Source organism: Paenibacillus catalpae (genome assembly GCF_900112695.1).
Lineage (GTDB): Bacteria > Bacillota > Bacilli > Paenibacillales > Paenibacillaceae > Pristimantibacillus > Pristimantibacillus catalpae.
Map to the genome: position 1 here is coordinate 1 of NZ_FOMT01000005.1, position 17,627 is coordinate 17,627.

16 protein-coding genes and 1 pseudogene are annotated in these 17,627 nt (G+C 42.0%); 16 read left to right on the forward strand and 1 reads right to left on the reverse strand.

The window, feature by feature from the left end; genetic code table 11:
- Positions 1-512 (reverse strand): IS110 family RNA-guided transposase (locus BM200_RS21305; RefSeq protein ID WP_139230821.1); only part of this gene is annotated, 512 nt, incomplete at its 3' end.
- A 1,300-nt stretch (positions 513-1,812) separates the two neighbouring features.
- Between BM200_RS21305 and BM200_RS21310 the strand changes: the two genes are divergently transcribed.
- From BM200_RS21310 to BM200_RS21395, 16 genes and pseudogenes are all read left to right on the forward strand, one after another.
- Entirely contained in the window at positions 1,813-2,328 is a 516-nt protein-coding gene (locus BM200_RS21310) for a C40 family peptidase (RefSeq protein WP_175532957.1), read from the forward strand.
- A gap of 1,223 nt (positions 2,329-3,551) precedes the next feature.
- Positions 3,552-4,031: an RNA polymerase sigma factor gene (locus BM200_RS21320; protein WP_091188689.1), complete on the forward strand. Its 480-nt coding sequence runs from the start codon at positions 3,552-3,554 to the stop codon at positions 4,029-4,031.
- On the forward strand, positions 4,032-4,640 hold the full coding sequence (locus BM200_RS21325) for a zf-HC2 domain-containing protein (protein ID WP_091188690.1): 609 nt from the start codon (positions 4,032-4,034) through the stop codon (positions 4,638-4,640). It begins immediately after the preceding gene.
- Between the two features lie 145 nt (positions 4,641-4,785).
- The gene (locus tag BM200_RS21330; protein WP_091188691.1) at positions 4,786-5,100 is read left to right on the forward strand and encodes a hypothetical protein; all 315 of its coding nucleotides are present in this window, start codon (positions 4,786-4,788) and stop codon (positions 5,098-5,100) included.
- A 1,010-nt stretch (positions 5,101-6,110) separates the two neighbouring features.
- Entirely contained in the window at positions 6,111-6,314 is a 204-nt protein-coding gene (locus BM200_RS21340; RefSeq protein WP_091188692.1) for a DUF5316 family protein, read from the forward strand.
- Positions 6,315-6,409: 95 nt separating this feature from the next.
- Positions 6,410-6,898 carry an NUDIX hydrolase gene (locus BM200_RS21345; RefSeq protein WP_091188693.1) on the forward strand — a complete coding sequence of 163 codons (489 nt, stop codon included), beginning with the start codon at positions 6,410-6,412 and terminating at the stop codon, positions 6,896-6,898.
- Between the two features lie 131 nt (positions 6,899-7,029).
- Entirely contained in the window at positions 7,030-7,293 is a 264-nt protein-coding gene (locus tag BM200_RS21350) for a hypothetical protein (protein WP_091188694.1), read from the forward strand.
- Positions 7,294-7,433: 140 nt separating this feature from the next.
- Positions 7,434-7,934, forward strand: a complete 501-nt coding sequence (locus tag BM200_RS21355; protein ID WP_091188695.1) for a hypothetical protein — start codon at positions 7,434-7,436, stop codon at positions 7,932-7,934.
- Between the two features lie 124 nt (positions 7,935-8,058).
- Positions 8,059-8,577: a hypothetical protein gene (locus BM200_RS21360; RefSeq protein ID WP_091188696.1), complete on the forward strand. Its 519-nt coding sequence runs from the start codon at positions 8,059-8,061 to the stop codon at positions 8,575-8,577.
- Positions 8,578-9,587: 1,010 nt separating this feature from the next.
- Positions 9,588-10,241 (forward strand): hypothetical protein, encoded by a 654-nt coding sequence (locus BM200_RS21365; protein ID WP_091188697.1) that lies wholly within the window; start codon positions 9,588-9,590, stop codon positions 10,239-10,241.
- Between the two features lie 108 nt (positions 10,242-10,349).
- Positions 10,350-10,745: a hypothetical protein gene (locus BM200_RS21370; RefSeq protein WP_091188698.1), complete on the forward strand. Its 396-nt coding sequence runs from the start codon at positions 10,350-10,352 to the stop codon at positions 10,743-10,745.
- 262 nt (positions 10,746-11,007) lie between these two features.
- A complete protein-coding gene (locus BM200_RS21375; RefSeq protein ID WP_091188699.1) occupies positions 11,008-12,627 on the forward strand; it encodes a xylulokinase in 1,620 nt (539 codons plus the stop codon).
- Between the two features lie 658 nt (positions 12,628-13,285).
- Positions 13,286-13,417 (forward strand): annotated as a pseudogene (locus tag BM200_RS30485) (RCC1-like domain-containing protein); the annotation flags it as partial.
- 310 nt (positions 13,418-13,727) lie between these two features.
- Positions 13,728-14,801 carry a substrate-binding domain-containing protein gene (locus BM200_RS21385; RefSeq protein WP_091188700.1) on the forward strand — a complete coding sequence of 358 codons (1,074 nt, stop codon included), beginning with the start codon at positions 13,728-13,730 and terminating at the stop codon, positions 14,799-14,801.
- 76 nt (positions 14,802-14,877) lie between these two features.
- A complete protein-coding gene (locus tag BM200_RS21390; RefSeq protein ID WP_091188701.1) occupies positions 14,878-16,401 on the forward strand; it encodes a sugar ABC transporter ATP-binding protein in 1,524 nt (507 codons plus the stop codon).
- The gene (locus BM200_RS21395) at positions 16,385-17,356 is read left to right on the forward strand and encodes an ABC transporter permease (protein WP_217649580.1); all 972 of its coding nucleotides are present in this window, start codon (positions 16,385-16,387) and stop codon (positions 17,354-17,356) included. Before BM200_RS21390 ends, BM200_RS21395 begins: the two co-directional genes overlap by 17 nt.
- Positions 17,357-17,627: the final 271 nt, after the last annotated feature.

Genomic DNA, 17,627 nt, shown 5'->3' on the forward strand with positions numbered 1-17,627 from the left:
ATATCGCGGCTGCTCACGCCCATAATGTCGGAGACAACAGCAGCGAGCTTAATATTGGCGCCTTCCAGAACCTTCTGGACTCGGTTGTGTTCACGAGATCGTTCCTGAATCAGACTGCGACGGTAACGAACCCATTCACGAAGTTCGCGTTGGTTACGGTCAGGAATATAACTCGGCTTAAGCAGCCCGTGACGCAGCAAGTTGCAAATCCATTCTGCATCTTTCACGTCTGTCTTCCTGCCGGGGACCGCCTTGATATGCTGGGCGTTAACGACAAGAAACTGAATCTCCTCGGCTTCAAGCAGATTGACGATGGGTTTCCAGTAGACGCCGGTGCTCTCCATGGCCACATGTGTACAGCGATGCTGCTTGATCCAGTCGATCAAGTCGAGCAGGAAAACCGTGTGCGTACGAAACGTCTTAATCTCCTTTCCTTCGGGAGTCGCGATGCAAGCGGTAATGGACTTCTTGTGAACATCCAAACCGCAAGCGCGTTCGATGAGGACATCCATAACATTCACCTTTCTACGGCAATTAGAATTGAGGACTGGGCAACAACCAGAAAAAGGATTAATCTACCCCGCGTGCTTCCAAAAAGGAGCGACATACCGTGGTGCACCATGATCGTTGGAGTCAGACTAACGGGTGGGTTCGCAACACCATAGCTTAACGACCTTCCTCACCAGCCGTAAGAATAGTATAAAACGCCGTATCAAAATTTTCATTATTCTGTGGTGCCCCGGCAGGGGCATGGATGGCTAACGGGAAACTTTACTTCAATAAGCAGTGCAGTAGCCGGTCAAAATGACCGGCTTTTTTTTGAACTATGGTGGATTTATGTTGAATACACAAAATGGATCTAATGGTAAAATCCATTTATAGGAGGTCGAATAAGTAATGAAACCAATTATTAGTTTTGGTATTTATTTTTGTGCGATGTTTCTTATGAGCTATTACTTTGTAGAGATGAGTTTCATAAAGTCTATTCAATTTTTCTCAATTATCACAGTAATACATATTGCAATGGGTCTCATTGATAAGTTCTACAAAGGAAAACAGAGTACTTAGATAGGAAGTGGTAAACATTCTAAAAAAACGCAAAACACTAGTGGCTGTGCTTTTTTGTACTTTAGTTGTATTTAGTTTTTTGTTCTGGTATTCATATTCGTCAAAAACTATTGAATATGCAACAATTAACAAGATAACATCAAACTCAGTCTCCTTAGAAAATGATGGTGGACGAAAAATTAATGTAAATACATCGTTGGATGTAAGTGAACTGGTTGAGGTTGGACAGAAATATTGGGTTACCTATGAGAAGAGAAAATGGCAAGCTCCAATTTTGTTATCAATTGGACATTGAGCTAACTGGGAACTATAGCTCAATAAACAAAGCGGCAGCGGATCAAGGATCTGCTGCCGCTTTTATTAAAGTATAGGGCAGTTATCTTGAAAGATATTGTGAGGTCTCTACCCAAGTTTCTGTCAATAAATTAGATAGTTCTTTAATTACATCACCATCTTCAAACAAGCCGCAATCATTTGGTTGCGGCTTGTTAATGTCTATATGAGCAGCTGTCCATAAAGATATAAAAGAAATGAATAATTTTAACACAAGGTACAGAATAGATCTAATGAAAAAATATTTATATAACTAAGTTCTTTTGCCAAAATAGAAAAAAAAACCGCGTTTTAACAGGTTTTTTTGACCAGACACCTCAATGGTCGCGTTTACATGCCAATTTTTGATTGTTTCTTGGTCCGACTAATAAAAATATACTTGCCTTGAAACTAATGAAGAGGAGAGACAACATGAAAACGGGAATCAAGACAAAGATTGCACTCTTAGTGCTGGCCTTGAGCTTGCCGGCAACATCTTTACTGCAGCATGTTGAAGCAGCCTCATCTTCCGTAGAGGCCAAAAGAAATAAGGTTGTTCAAACCGCACTTTCGCTGAAAAATAAGGTCGAATATGTGAACTGGAGACAAAGACAAGAAACCAGAGCTCCATATAAAACAGACTGTTCCGGATTTACTTATCTTGCATACAGACTTGCAGATATAGGTGTAAAGCTTGTTAACAAAGATGATGATGATCAAGCTAAAGTAGGACAGAAGGTTGCATGGGGAGATTTTAAAAAAGGCGACTTGATTTTCTTTTGGCTTGACAGCGACGATAAGTCAGATGTCGGTCATGTCGGAATCTATATAGGCGATGGAAAAATGATTCATAACATTACCGCCCAGAGAGATGTTATCATTACAAACATTTATAAAAACAGCTGGTACAAAAAGAGATTTATCACAGCAAGACGAGTAATTAAATAATTCCGATAAGATATGTGATACCGACTATCTAAATTGACGGAGCCAAATGATTAAGACTACTTTATGTAGTATTAATCCGCTTGAAGGCTCATGGAAAAGTGAGAAATCAAATGAATTGGTATAAGCACTATATTATTTATTACTTGATAATACTTTACAGTTAATTACTAATAAAACGAACACAATCTGTTTTAGGTCTGTGTTCGTTTTTATTGTAATGAAGTAATGTTGGACGATAACAACATCTTTACAACGAAAGTCGCATAAACTGCTGCGGCGGCTTTTAATGTCGGACGACAAGAACATTTATACAATGAAAGTCGCATAAACTGCGGCTTTTTTATTTTTTTTATAGAAGTTCTTGTCGTGAGCTCAAGACAAGAACTTCTATACAAAGCCGTATTAGGACAAGAACTTCTATACAGCCCTGTGATCCCTTTAAAAGCACGATTTATTAAGCTAACGGGCAGGTTAGTTCCAATATGTGGTAGTATAAGTGTTGAACAAATCCAAAAATTTGGGAGCCAAATTTCTGTATTCAACTAAGTATTCAAACAGGTTGTTACAAGTATAATTCAAGGGGAAAGGATTGAATTTCATTCTAATAGTTTTCTCTTTCATCGTATCAACAACTTTAACTGTCGTAGCAATGAAAAATAAAAAAAGCAAATGGTTAGTTGCGCTCGCGACTTTAGCAACCAACGTATTAATTTTGGGAATAGCGTACTGGTTACTCATCAGCGTAGACGAGGAATCACGATTGTTTGGAATTGATTTTTCTGGTCGATATGCATTGGTAATCTCAATCCCGATAATAACTTGGGTCAACTTTATCATTCTTTTGTTTCTAAGAAACAGGAAGTTAAGAGTAAAATTGTGATTTAAATCAACCGCCTATTGCGGAGATTTTGTTTATTTCAAAATCAACATAAAATTAAACATAGCCATTCTTAGAGAGAAAAAAATACGCTAACGGAGAACTAAAGTTGAATAGCCAAACTGATGAAGCTGCCGGCCACGATAGGCAGCTTTGTTATGTTAAAGGGCAGACATCAAGGACAATCTCTTGTTCTTCGATGCTTTCGGAAAATATCGACTAGGTGCTTACATATGGTGTTCAGCGATAATGCAAAAGAGTGAGTGACACGTATGCTATAAAAAAATTAACTTCAATTGTAACGAACTATTAATTTATTGGATATATAGTCGAAGGGAGTGAGGAAGTGGCGGAGGATATAGAAAAAATCTATAAAAATTATGCAAAAAGTGTCTACCGATATTTAGTTAGCCTTACTCATGATGAAGATTTGGCTGAGGAATTAACGGAGGAAACATTTTACCGCGCTGTATACTCGATTCATACCTACAACGGCTCCTGCAAAATAAGTGTTTGGCTTTGCCAGATCGCTAAGCACGTGTGGTATCAGGAACTTGGGAAAAGAAAAAGGCATCCAAACCAAGAATTACAAGAAGAAATCCCTTCTCCGAATATGTCGCCGGAAGAAGCCACCCTGTTCCAAAGCAACAAAATGGACTTGTATCGAGCTATTCACCAATTGAGTGAACCTATGCGAGAAATTGTGCATATGCGTATATCCGGTGAATTTTCCTTCGCAGAAATAGGTGAAATACTGGGCAAAAGTGAAAATTGGGCACGTGTCACTTTCTACCGAGCAAAACAAAAAATTATGGAGGTATTATAAATGATCAAATGCCATATTGTCCAAGACCTTTTGCCAAGTTATATAGACGGCTTGCTCAGTGCAGAAACTGAACATGACATCCAGCAACACTTACAGGAATGCGAAGCATGCCGTGTGCTTCATGCTAAACTGTCCACTTCAATAGACAACGTCAATTTACATGTAAATAAGAAGGAAATTGACTTTCTAAAGAAGGTACGAAAAATAACAACGAAGAAAGTGGTAACGGGATTAGTAGTACTCCTGTTGATTTTTGCTCTGTTAACTTACTTTTTCGCCATAGGCTCACCTGTCTCCAAGGCAGATCTGATTTATACAACCAACGTTGAGGGGGACATGTGGCAAATAAATATGGAGCTTACAAACGGCAAAGCCTTGCTTGTGAAAACAGAGCCGATTTATGGCGAAAAAGACAGCAATGGTGTCAAGCCTGTTATTGGTGTACTTGTAAAACCTCGCGAATTGCTGCCTTCACTGATCTTGGAAAGCGACAATACTTCCTTTATGTTTGGCAGCACAATTGACAGCTTCAACAAGAGTGGCTATAAAGTCATTCTCCGGTTAGGAGACAGTGACATTGTTTTTACATCAGATAACTATGACAAATAACGGGAAACTATAGTTCAACAGTAAAGCTGCAGTAGATCGGAAGATCAGCTGCAGCTTTTGTTGAATTAAAAGGGCAGATTAATGCAACGAATGGGAAAATTTTACGTCTAAATAATAACTGAATATTTTACAAGGAGGTGTATTAATGTTCAAATTTTCACTAAAAATTTTCAGTGTTGTGATTTTGGTTGGGATGCTTGCATCTTGCGGTACCACTAGCACGACCGTTGGGTTAATAAAAGTTGTCGGTAAAGAGCAACCAGAGAGGAACTCATACTGGATTAAGGTCGAAGATTTAGGTAAACATCCCGAGGAAGTCCGGCTTAAAGTGAATAATGAAAATACGTGGAATCTTATATTAGAAGGTGAACTTTACGCTGTGTCATATGATTTTAAAACAAAAAACGAGAACAAACACACCGGAAAACTTACATCAATAAGACCGGCTGCTAAGCCTTAAATGAAGTGATCAGGACGATAATTATTAAAAACAATGGCTTTAATAGAACATTAATCATTTAAGCTAAACATTCCTGGTTCCAACGGCTGAAGACAATAATGAGTGATCGGGAGTTCTGGGTGACTAATAGCGTACGGCTGCAGAATCGGATTGTACGTTGGCTAGACATTCGCTTTCCCGAATATCCTTCTGTATTCAAAGACTGGACTTGTAAGCGATCAATGGCAACTCTCAAAACTTTTCCATGCCCACAGGATCTCGAGAACTATAGAGTACCGGACGTCATTGAGGCCTGGAGAGTGCATATGCAGCGAGCTGGGGGCTCAACAGGGCTCGAGAAGGCCGCGGGATTTCACAAAGAAAGCACGGAGGACCGAGTTCGTTCTCTATAAGGGCTACGCCCCATCCGCTAAACGCTATCGGTCTCCACACCTTGGACAGGTATAACGAAGGAATGTAAGGGCAATGACCCGTTGAGTTGTGGGAGGGTGAACCTCCAAGGAATGTGTGGGGTATGCGTGCAGTAGAAACAGCCTGGGGAATATTTCCTGAGTTTTCCTCTATTTCCGCATGCCCAGCCAACCACCTCATACGGCATCAATTGCGTTGTTTCCTGAGATGGACATGATCCAAGGTGACGAAATCCTGCGAATAAGTGAGTATATGTGAGATAAACCCTTAAAAACGAGGGACGGTGAACTATAGTTCAATCAAAATAAGCTACAGAAGCTCTACCGCAGTTTAAAGTGTACCTTCGAGAGCGGGAACATCCGCCGCCTTAGCCGAAAGGAACACATTCGATTTAAGTAAGGGAAGCATTACTTTTGGCCTTTGCGCATGAAAAAAGTCATGTGAAATGTCCGAAGGCGATGCTTTTTTTTGTGTATATTCATGACCTTTAACAGGTTTGGTACTCCGTTATTTTATTGATCCGAAGAGAGGGGTTAGCGTAACTTCTCAATGGTTTATGCGTAATACATTCAATGATGTCAGCTGGGAGGAACTACATAATGCAGTGGTTTATTTACATTGGAATTGGTTTTATCTTTATTTCAGGATTAATGGTTGGCGCCTGGATTACAGGGGAGCAACAACGAGGCAATTTTTATTCTGAGAACAAATCTGAAAGACCACTTAAAAGAAAAATTTCAACAGTTGCATTAATATTGGGTTTAATTTCATTTGGGGTAGCTTATCTTATCCATAAATTCTGAGTTTAAGCTAACTGGTCAATTCTGCAAGTTCCATTACGCTATTGGGAGACGATAGTCATTACACACCAGCGATAAAAATAGGGGGATTAAATTCAATGGAGGAAAAGTTTTATCGCCACATAGGGGTTTACGGAATATGTATGGTTAACGAGAAAATTCTAGTTATCCGAAAAAGTTTAGGCCCTTATGCCGGCCAATTTGACTTACCTGGGGGGCGACTAGAAGTATCGGAGTCCTTAGTGCAAGGCTTAAAAAGGGAGTTTAACGAAGAAACAGGATTCAAAGTCAAAGAACTCAACAATATTGGTGTTTGTGATTTTTCTGTGTTATGGACGCTACAGGATAACTCTACTGAGTGCGTGCATCATATTGCGATTTTATATGAAGTTATTATTGTGGCTGGAAAAATTGGGGGTTCCGTGGTTCAATTTGAAGGACAAGACTCTAATGGTTATGACTGGATTTCAATCGATGATGTTACACCGATAAATTCATCACCGTTGGTCCAGCAAGCGGCCGATTGGTTTCGCACGAAGACGATCCCAGTTAGTAGAAGTTCATTTGACTACAGATCTTTAAGCTGACGAAGAACTTTAGCTCAATAAAGACAGCAAGGCAGCTCACACTGATGAGCTGCCGTTTCAGTTAAGATCGCAACAAAATGCTCGCCTTTGCGTTAATCTAATAAGAAGCACAATCGTTAAGGAGGCAGCACTTGAACAGATTTGTATTAATGATAAGTGTGGGTGTCATTCTTATTTTAGTACCGATTGGCATCGTACTGTATGGTTATTGGGACATTCATCAGCCGAAGTTAGGAGCTGTAGGAGATGGAAATCAGAAGTTCCTTACAGTACCTGTATTAATACCACTCATAGGTAGTTTAATTCTTGGAATTGGAAACATACATGGTGCCATTGTTTATCGCAAACAAAATTTGACCCAACCTGATAAAAATGAAGATGATTCATTCAGCTAACGGGAGACTATAGTTCAATCAATAAGCTGCAGCACATCGGAGTATCAGCTGCAGCTTTTCTTGAAGCTTAGTCCTTTTCGTTGGTGGAGATGCTGGATTCAGAGCTTAATATGTGATGATTATATCGGGAGTGGTAAGGGATGAAGTTTAAAAACGTTATTTTTTTACTGACAATTCTTATTTGTTTAGGATTAATCGGTTATATCATACTGAAAAATAACCAGCTTCAGAATAACCATTCTAACATGACACGTAATATACAAAATGATTTAGTTCAGTTAGAAAGTGCAATTGATTATGAGATTAAAAATAAATGGAAAAACGAAAATACCGTATTAGAAAAGGTTGAGGACATCAAAGAAGATATCGATTTGCTCATGGACTATGGTAAACGTACTGGAGAATTAACAAATCAACAAGAACAAAATCTCTCGACTTTACGTCGAATATTTTCAGATCTTCCTGATTACTCAGGTTTCCCAAATACAGTTCTAACGGAAACAGAAAAGAAGGAGTATGAAAAATTAATAACTAATCTAAGAGCTGCTGGCGTGGGAATGAATATTACTTATGAAATAAGTTGGAATTACCTTTCAAAAGCAATAAATACATTAGCGAGCAATTATTACGCTAACGGGTAACGATAGTTGAATGACCAAACTGATAAAGCTGCCGGCACATGATCGGCAGCTTTGTTACGTTAACGGACAGGTTAACGCGGTGGTTTAGCGAATAAATATCTTATGTTGTCGGGAGGTGTTAACCATGACTTATCTGGAATCTTTAAGGATAAATCAGCTAGACAAACAGAAGAAAATTGAAGACTTACTTGAAATAAATAAGGCTCAGACTGTTGGGCATGGTTATATCGATGCAATAACTGACTTCAAGTACATTGAAGCTCTTATATCAGGATTATCACAAATCGGAGTAGCTATTGATTGTGTAACTTGGTGGTGCCATTGTTCAGAAGATAATAAGGATCTGTTTGGATGTCCTCACGGATTGGGAGGTCCCCAAAGCATTTATTTTGACGGTTGGTTCAGTGAGATCGGGATAGACAATGAGAGTTTCGATCTCCCTAATGATGCTTATCAAAAATTAGAACAAGGTAAAGTGTCGCTTGAGGAGATAAAAACAATTAATGAGACAGCACAAGCCTATATTAAGCATTTCACCGAAGGGGAAAAGTTTAGCCCATGCTTCAAACCCGCAGTATGGCTACATGTTCCTGTCGAGTGGAGAAGAGATATAGAAACAGAAGGTTACGCTCCCTCGGTATGATTTAATTTCCTCACTCAGACTCATGAATTCGCAGGATTTCATCCTATAGTTAAATTGAATGAGGGGAGAGCCGGTGGCTAGGAGATGGGGGAATGGGCATGAGGAAATAAGGGCAGATAAAAATTACCCATATTGTTCCATTATGCGCACTTCTCCACTTTGCCCTAGTGATTCTCGCTCCCATGTCTCAACGGGTCATAGCCCTTTCATTCCTTCGTCATATCTTAACTGATTTACAAAACAAACACTCGACAAATCTAAGATCCAAACATTATTATGAGAACGATCGATCTATAAAAGGAGGTGAGATGTATGTGGGGTTGTTTTAAGACTATCCTTGCCTTTTTCTTTTAATCGCGTTGCCGCGGCAGAATCGCCGGGATACTGACAAAAATAGGATCAATCATATATTATGGGAACGATCGATCTAGAAAAGGAGGTGGAGGGATGTTTGAGGTATATGGCAAATTTTTAGATTGGCTTAAGGGTCTCTTTTGATGTTAATGATAAACGCCCCTAATGGGACCAAAGTTATTTGGAAAGATGCCTGCCCTTCGATGAAGGATAAGGGCCGCCTACTGACGGCCCTTTCCTTATTGTTTACGCTTAATATCAGCGATTTTTCCTTCGTAACCCGTTAAAGCGTATTTTGCATCACTAAAACTTGAATTAGCTCTATTTTTTGGAGAGTGTTCAAATATTTCTAGTCGTGTTGTTGGATTTGCACTCATTGGCTGATACAGGATCAACATATTTGAAATCGACACGTGTCGGACGACAACAACATATATACAACGATAGCCGCATAAAAGCGGCTTTTTTTATTTATTGTATAGAAGTTCTTGTCGTCTGCTCAAGACAAGAACTTCTATACAAAGCCGTATTTGGACAAGAACTTCTTTACAGCCCCGAGACCCCCGGAAAATGTGCGATTTATTAAGCTAACGGGTAACGTTAGTTAAATTTTGATAACGAATAAATTAAACATCACAAAAAGGGAGGAAGTAGAAATGTCCTCTTATTTACCAGTTTATAATAAGTTATTCAAATGTTCTGACGTTTACTCAACAAGACCATTTAAGGCAGGAATTGAAGCTAAGGTAGGAATTGAAGCTGCTTTTGATTATTCATGTGCTTTGTTACGAGGGGATATTAAGCCTTCTGAACCACTAGAGGCTAGACATTTGAGGGGGACTCATACACCCTCACTTGTCATCTATACTGGCTTTTCTTTATTGCTACATGATTCGATTATTGAAACGTTCATTCAACAACAAATAACTGGATGGGAATCTTTTCCGGTAACCCTTTATGGAAAAAAAGATGAACTTATTCCCAATTATTCGGGGATTTCCATTACAGGCAGATGCAATCCAGTAGATTATTACCGTAGCAAAATTGTATTAAAGGAACCCCCTGGAGTTATCCGTTCTCACCAATGTTTTAAAGGCACATATTTTAAGGATGACGTTTGGGATGGGACGGATTTGTTCATGGATAACGCTGACAAAAGAGGATATACCTTGCATCAGTATGTTTCAGAACGAGTAAAGAACATTTTTGACACCAATAAAATTAAAAATTTGGAATTTACGAATCTGACAGAGACCGAGACTGATGTAATGCACATTCCAAAAGAAAGAAGACCAGAACACTTGAGATAATGTCTATACAAGGGGCAAACTTACGCTAACGAGAGACGATAGTTCAGCAACACGCAGCAGCCGACGTATTACATTCGACTGACTCTTGTTATCGAGAGGAGAAAACTTTTGAAAAAGGAAATAACCATTACCATACAAATAAAGACTAAAAAAGAAAAAGCTCTTTTAGGTTTTGGAGTAATTTTAGTCCTTCTATTCTTTGTGTGGTTTTATAGGGGACCTATTTCTTCAACCGATATTAAGCTTAATGAAGTAAAACACTCAGGAAACCGATTAATTATTGATGGTACTTTTAAGGATAAGTGGACACGTTATAAAGGCTACTCAATTCAATACGTGAGTACAGGTAATTCAAACTACGCAATATTAAAAATAAACGGCGGTATTATTGGCAAGCGAGATATACATATCGAGACAAATGCAATGAAGAATAACAGACCACTTTACCTTTACTATAAACAACTAGAGGTAAGGGCAGAAGATGTAATAAGACAAAATAAATAAACGGATTGAAGTATTAAACTAACGGGAGACGTTAGTTCCATACAGCTACAAGCAGCAGCCGTAAGTAAGAGGCTGCTATTTTTATGGAAGTAACAGGCAGAAGAGCTTAATAAAGCTACTGTTTACCACTTTTAACTTAGTTTGTTTAATATACAAACTAAGTTAAAAGTGCTATTCTTTTGGCAAGCGTTCATCATCACAACACGAGAATCCTTATGCTATATTCGGTTCAATTTCAAATTCAGAGAGGGGCAATGCCAACATGGATCAAAATATTAAAAAAGCGATAGTTCGGGGAGAAACCTCACTTGGCATCGAATTTGGATCCACACGAATCAAGGCTGTACTGATTGATTACAATTTTGAAACAATCTGTTCCAGCAGCTATGAGTGGGAAAATCATTTGATCGACGGTTATTGGACCTATCATCTCAATGAAATGATTAAGGGTTTACAAGAAACCTATCACCAGTTAAAGCAAGATGTTGAGAATAATTATGGCGTAACACTACAAAAAATCGGATCAATCGGATGTTCTGCCATGATGCAGGGCTATATTGCACTTGATCAAGCAGGGGAGCTATTGGTTCCGTTCCGTTCATGGCGCAATGCCACAACGGGTACAGCTGCATCGGAGCTAACCGAGAAATTCCAATTCAAAATTCCTCAACGCTGGAGCATCGCTCATTTATATCAAGCGATTTTGAACGATGAAGAGCATGTTACTAACATAGATTATATTACGACTTTATCTGGTTATATTCATTGGCTGTTGACTGGCAACAAAGCTCTTGGTATAGGGGATGCCTCTGGTATGTTCCCAATCGATGAATCTGCAGAGGAATGTAATGAAGATATGGTGAAGAAGTTTGACGATTTAGTTGCCGATAAAGGCTACCCGTGGAATCTTAAAGATATTTTACCCAAAGTTTATACTGCAGGTGAACATGCTGGATATCTCAATGACGCTGGGGCTCAACTGTTAGATCCGTCAGGCAACCTGCAAGCAGGAATTCCGCTATGTCCTCCAGAAGGCGATGCAGGAACAGGCATGGTTGCTACGAATAGTGTCAAAAAGCGTACCGGCAACATTTCCGTAGGTACGTCGATTTTTGCAATGTTTGTTCTGGAGAAAGATTTATCCAGGGTGTACCCTGAGATTGATATCGTGACTACACCTGATGGCAGCCCTGTCGCCATGGTTCTTGCTAACAACTGCTCCAGCGATATTAATGCATGGCTCGGCTTGTTCCGTGAATTTTATGAAGCAATAGGACTGAAACCCGATATGAACCAGTTATTCAGCGTCCTGTTCAACAAAGCGCTGGAAGCAGACGCAGATGGCGGCGGCTTGCTGAGTTACGGTTACTATTCAGGCGAGAACATTACTGGGTTTGCAAAAGGACGTCCGCTGTTCGTTCGTTCTCCAGAAAGCCGCTTCAATCTAGCTAACTTTATGAGAATACATCTGTTTACCGCATTTGCTGCACTAAGGCTCGGGTTGGATATTTTGACAGAGAAGGAAAATGTAACAATTGACCGTATTTTGGCGCATGGCGGATTGTTCAAAACGCCGCTAGTCGGTCAAAAAATGTGTGCCGCAGCACTGAATATTCCTGTTTCGGTAATGTCTACGGCTGGAGAGGGTGGCGCATGGGGGATGGCGATTTTGGCATCCTATATGGTTAATAAGCAGCAGCACGAGGGCTTGGCTGATTACCTTGCCACTAAAGTGTTCAAAGATGCAGAAGGACAAGAGGTTTATCCTGACAGCGCAGATGTGAATGGCTTTGCCTTGTTTATGGAGCGTTACACAAAAGGGCTGGCAATTGAGCAAGCAGCGGTAGATCATTTTGCAGAAAATTGGAAGAAAAGAACATGAGAATGAGTTGAGCCATCCGGAGCACACACATTAATTGTAGAATTAGATGAACAGAAAATAAAATCAACAAACTTCTCCACTAACTCGTTAAACTCCCATGAAAATTAAATTAGCTCAAAACCAGTAAATGAGCAAAACAAAAAAGACCCATAAAAGCACTTTTTAAAAAAAGGCCTGAGCCTATGATGTTAACGATTATGTAGTGTGAAGAGGTAGTAGCGACTTTCTTCTAAAGCAAAGGTAAGGCTGGTGCAACCAGTCAAAAAGGATTAATCTCCCATAAGTGCTACCCATAAAGGGTGCGACATTCTGTGATGCACCGTGATGGTTGGAGTCAGACTAACGGTTGGGCTCAAATGGCACCATAGTTCATAGACCTTCTTCTCCCAGCCCCGTTAGAAGTATTGACAGATTCTAAACATTTTCATCCTTTGTGGTGCAGCGCTGATCTTGCGCTGCATGTATGGCTAACGGGGAACGTTAGTTGAGATCAATATGATAGCAGCCGGCTTACATGCTCGGTTGCTTTTTTATTGAACTAAAGGGCAGGATAGTTTAATGAATTAGTGAAATATATTAAAGGTGAGCTACTTGCAAAGTTGCAAGGGGTATGACACCTATTATTGATAGGTCATTGTTTTGAGGAGTGAAGTGAACTATGTATCATACTTCGCCGGAAACGGCGCTAAAAATGAAACGGTGGCCAAAGAATACCATAGCGGCGGGTCATCGGCATTCCGTTGGTCTCCTTTCGGACGGCACGGTAATGGCTGTGGGAAGAGTGGACGAAATACTGAAAATCAAAGGAGATTTAAGAGAAATGTTTATTGAATTTGAAACATCTGAACAGACGATGCAGTCATGAAGAAGAAAATCTTGCAAGTCATTCAACAAATTTCATGAATTATAATAGTAGTCAATAAAGGGCCATCCATTATAGGGTGGCCCTTCAAACTTGCCGGAAACCAACCTGTTAGACCATGCCGAAAAGACACGATTTAGGAAACCACAATCCCCCTTATCACCCTGACATGATTGTAGTTGTACACGAATACACTTGATTGAGACCAAAGGGAATATATCAAGAATGGAGGGTTGGTATGATTAGAAATCGAGTTTCAGTAATGCTGGTGCTCGCGATTCTGGTGCTGTCCGGGTTGGGACTAGCCGGCTGCACGAGCGACGACTCCGGGAAGGAAATTGCCGTCATGGTGCCGAGCGCGGATCATGGTTGGACGGGGGCTGTTCTGACTTACGCACAGGAGAAGGCAGATGAGCTGAATAAGGACGATGCGGTGAATGAGAAATTCAAAGTCAAGGTGTTTGCAGCGACGGATGTGGAGAACCAAATTAAGCAAGTGGATGACCTCTTGAGTAAATCGGGCAGCATAGGCGGCATTGTTATTCTTCCGTACGATAACGGTCTTCAATCGACTCTGGAGAAAATTGCGGCCGCAGATATCCCCTTTGTCCAATTCGACCGTGTCATAACGAGTCCGATGATCGATGAGAAGGTGGTCTCGAACGTAAAGGGCGATAACGAAGGCATCGGTTATGAGACGGCTAAGCGATTCGTTGAGAAGGGTCTCACCAAGGACGATTATGTCTATGAAATGATCGGAGACAATTCCTCCGTGCCGGAGCTTCGTTCGAACGGATTCAGGACATACCTAAGCGAGCAAGGCTGGACAAAAGAAGAGATCGACAAGACAGTGGTGAAATCCGCAGCCACCGGCTGGAGCCGCGATACAGGGAAGGAGCTGTTCGAATCGTGGTTCGGCAGCGCCCAGCTTGATACCTCCAAGGAGAATTGGATCTTCACGCACGATGATGAAATCGCTATCGGCGTCCTGGAATCTCTGAACGGTTCAGCCCTTGATGCAGGCAAGAAGGAAGCGTTTCTGAAGCAGCTGAAGGCACTGGGCGCCTCTTCGGGTCTTGCCGAAATGCATGCAATTTTGAAAGACAAACATCAGACAATAGCACGCCCGTCCACATTCGATATCTTTTCGGTAACCTACGATCCGGCTATGATTCAAGAGGCCATGCAGGTGATGACGGACTTCCTCATGAAAAAAGGAACAGTCGAGCAGGATCACGTCATTCCGGTTAAGGTCGTCGATGCCGGCAACGTAGCGGATTTCAAGGCGTTCGGCACGTACGAAGAGAAATAGTACGGTAAATAAACCGCTTATGAGATGATCGTGCTTATGAGCGGATTATCCTAATATACAAGGTGAGTGGGGGCATATGGAACTGCTGAAGATGGACGGCATCACCAAAGCGTTCTATGGAGTTACTGTGCTCGACCGCGTTAGTCTGAGCGTTAACCGGGGAGAAGTACACGCCTTGCTCGGAGAGAACGGTGCGGGCAAATCCACGCTGATGAACATCCTGGCTGGCGTTCATAGCAAGGATAACGGCCTGATCTCTTTCGACGGCAGGGAGATCACCCAACACAGCATCAAGTCGGCCGAGCAGCACGGGATTGCCTTTGTTCATCAAGAACTGAATATATTTAACGATTTGCGTGTGTACGAGAATGTGTTTCTGGGCAAGGAGCTGACCGGTCCCCTCGGCAGATTGCGAAAGAAAGAGATGGTTGATCAGACAAGCGCGTTGATGGGTAAACTGGGTGTCGATATAGACCCTATGGAATACGCAGGCAGCCTGGATACGGGGAAAAAGCAGCTGCTGGAAATCGCGAAGGTGCTGCAGGGGGAAGCGAAGCTTTTTATACTGGATGAGCCTACCACAGCGCTGAACAACGAAGAGATTGAGCGGCTGTTCTTTATTATCCGAAGATTGAAAAATGCCGGCAAAAGCTTCATCTTTATCTCCCACAAGATGCCGGAGATCTTCCGGATTGCGGACCGCTTCACCGTGCTTCGCAACGGAAAGCTGGTTGTATCGAATGACATCAAGCACACCACGCCGGAGGAAATCGCCAGACATATGGTCGGGGAACGGTATTCATCCGATGTAGGGTATGTAGAGCGCACGGCAGGTGTTGCAATCGTAGAGATACAGCAGCTCTCCGGCAGGCGGTTTCACAACGTCAACTTGACCGTGAAGAAAGGCGAAATCATTGCATTTACAGGCTTGGAAGGCGCTGGCTGCTCGGAGCTGTTGCAGACGATCTTCGGCGTATTGCAGCCTCATAGCGGCAGGCTTCTCATCTACGGCCGAAGCCTCCAGCCTCACAGCATCCGAAGCGCGATGAAGTTAAGAATAGCGATGGTTCCCGCGAGCCGCAAGGAAAACTCCGTCATCCCGGACCTCAACCTGCTCGAAAATACTTACCTCTCCGAGCACGCGATTCATTCCAGACAGAAGTTTATATTCAAAAAACGAGAGCTTCAAACCTACGAGGAGTTGAGAAAAAAGCTTGCAATCAAGGCGGGCAGCTATCGGGACATGATCACAAGCTTGTCAGGCGGAAACCAGCAGAAGATCATCCTGGCGCGGTCGCTGCGCACCAACGCGGACCTTATTCTTTTCGACAACCCTACGCAGGGGATTGACATCGGCGCGAAGCACGAAATATATAAGCTTATTCTCGAGCTGGCCAAGCAAGGAAAAACAATTATTGTCAATACACTCGAGATGACAGAGATTCAGAAAATTGCGGACCGTTGTGCGGTGTTTTATCGCGGGACCATTACGGCGATTCTGAACCGGGAAGAAATCAACGAAGAACGCGTCATGCTCCATGCGACAAACGCCATTGTTCCGGAGGAGAGGAGTGCGGCGGAGAATGAGCGTCAACTATAAATATCTGTGGTCCAACTACAACTACATTATCGTCTTTATCGGCATATTCATTGCCTTCTTGTTTACGAATGGCAGCGATACATCCTGGACCAGCATGACGAATATATTGCTTCACAGCGCCATTCTGGGGACGATTGCGCTCGGAATGGGATTCATCATTCTTACCGGGGATATCGATCTCTCTGTCGGCTCCTCCTTCGTCCTTGTCGGCGGGCTGACCATTATCGTTTACAACCAAGTGGATAACATCTTTGCAGGGCTGATCATCGCCATTCTGCTCGGAATGGTGTGCGGCTTCATTAACGGCGTGCTTGTTGGCTGGCTGCTGATGCCTTCGTTCATAGTCACTTTGGCAACGATGCTGATCTTTAGGTCGATCTCGCAATATATGATGAATGAGCGGGGTGAAACGAGATACAGCGTGGACGGATCATTATCCAGCTATTCGGCGCTGTTCAAGCTCGGCAATGGAGAATTGCTAACACTCCCCGTCATTGGCATTATTTTTATCTGTATCGCAGTGGCTCTCACGTACATATCGTCCTCTACCAAATTCGGAAAGCGTGTCTATGCGCTCGGAAGCAATCCGCGCGCTGCTAAGCTAGCCGGTATCGATATTCATTGGACCAGAATCAAGGTATTCCTGCTTAGCGGCGCATTGGTGGGATTTGCAGCGTTCCTGAAGATTGCGAAAGATACCTCCTTCGACCCGGCAACGTCCGGTCAGAACTTCGAGCTCTATGCCATCGCTGCCGTTGTCATCGGCGGAATCAGCATGTCCGGCGGGAGAGGGAAAGTGGCGAGTATCGTGTTCGGCACCATGTCATTCACAATGATCGATAAAATCATAACGGCGGTCGGAATGAATGCGTTGTTGAACGATTCAGTAAAAGGGTTGATTCTCCTTGCCGCTGTAGGGTTGCAGATGGTGAAGCGGCAATCAAGGTCGGGGTAGGGAGCGAAGTTGGAGGCCGCTGAAAAAGTCGGAAAAGGTACATTTTCCTTAAATTTAAGGGGAATGTACCTTTATTATTTTAATGTATAACGGCGAAAAGGTTGAAGGGGCTTGGTAATAGGCCATGAGTATAGTATACATTTGAAGGAGGCGGTTAGATGAAACAACTCGTAATTAGTCATGTTCAAGTTTAGGTCAAAGATTTATTGCAGCTTGTCACATGGGCGGGAGGGATTTCGGTGCAAAACCAACCAAACGGATTTCGTTTGCA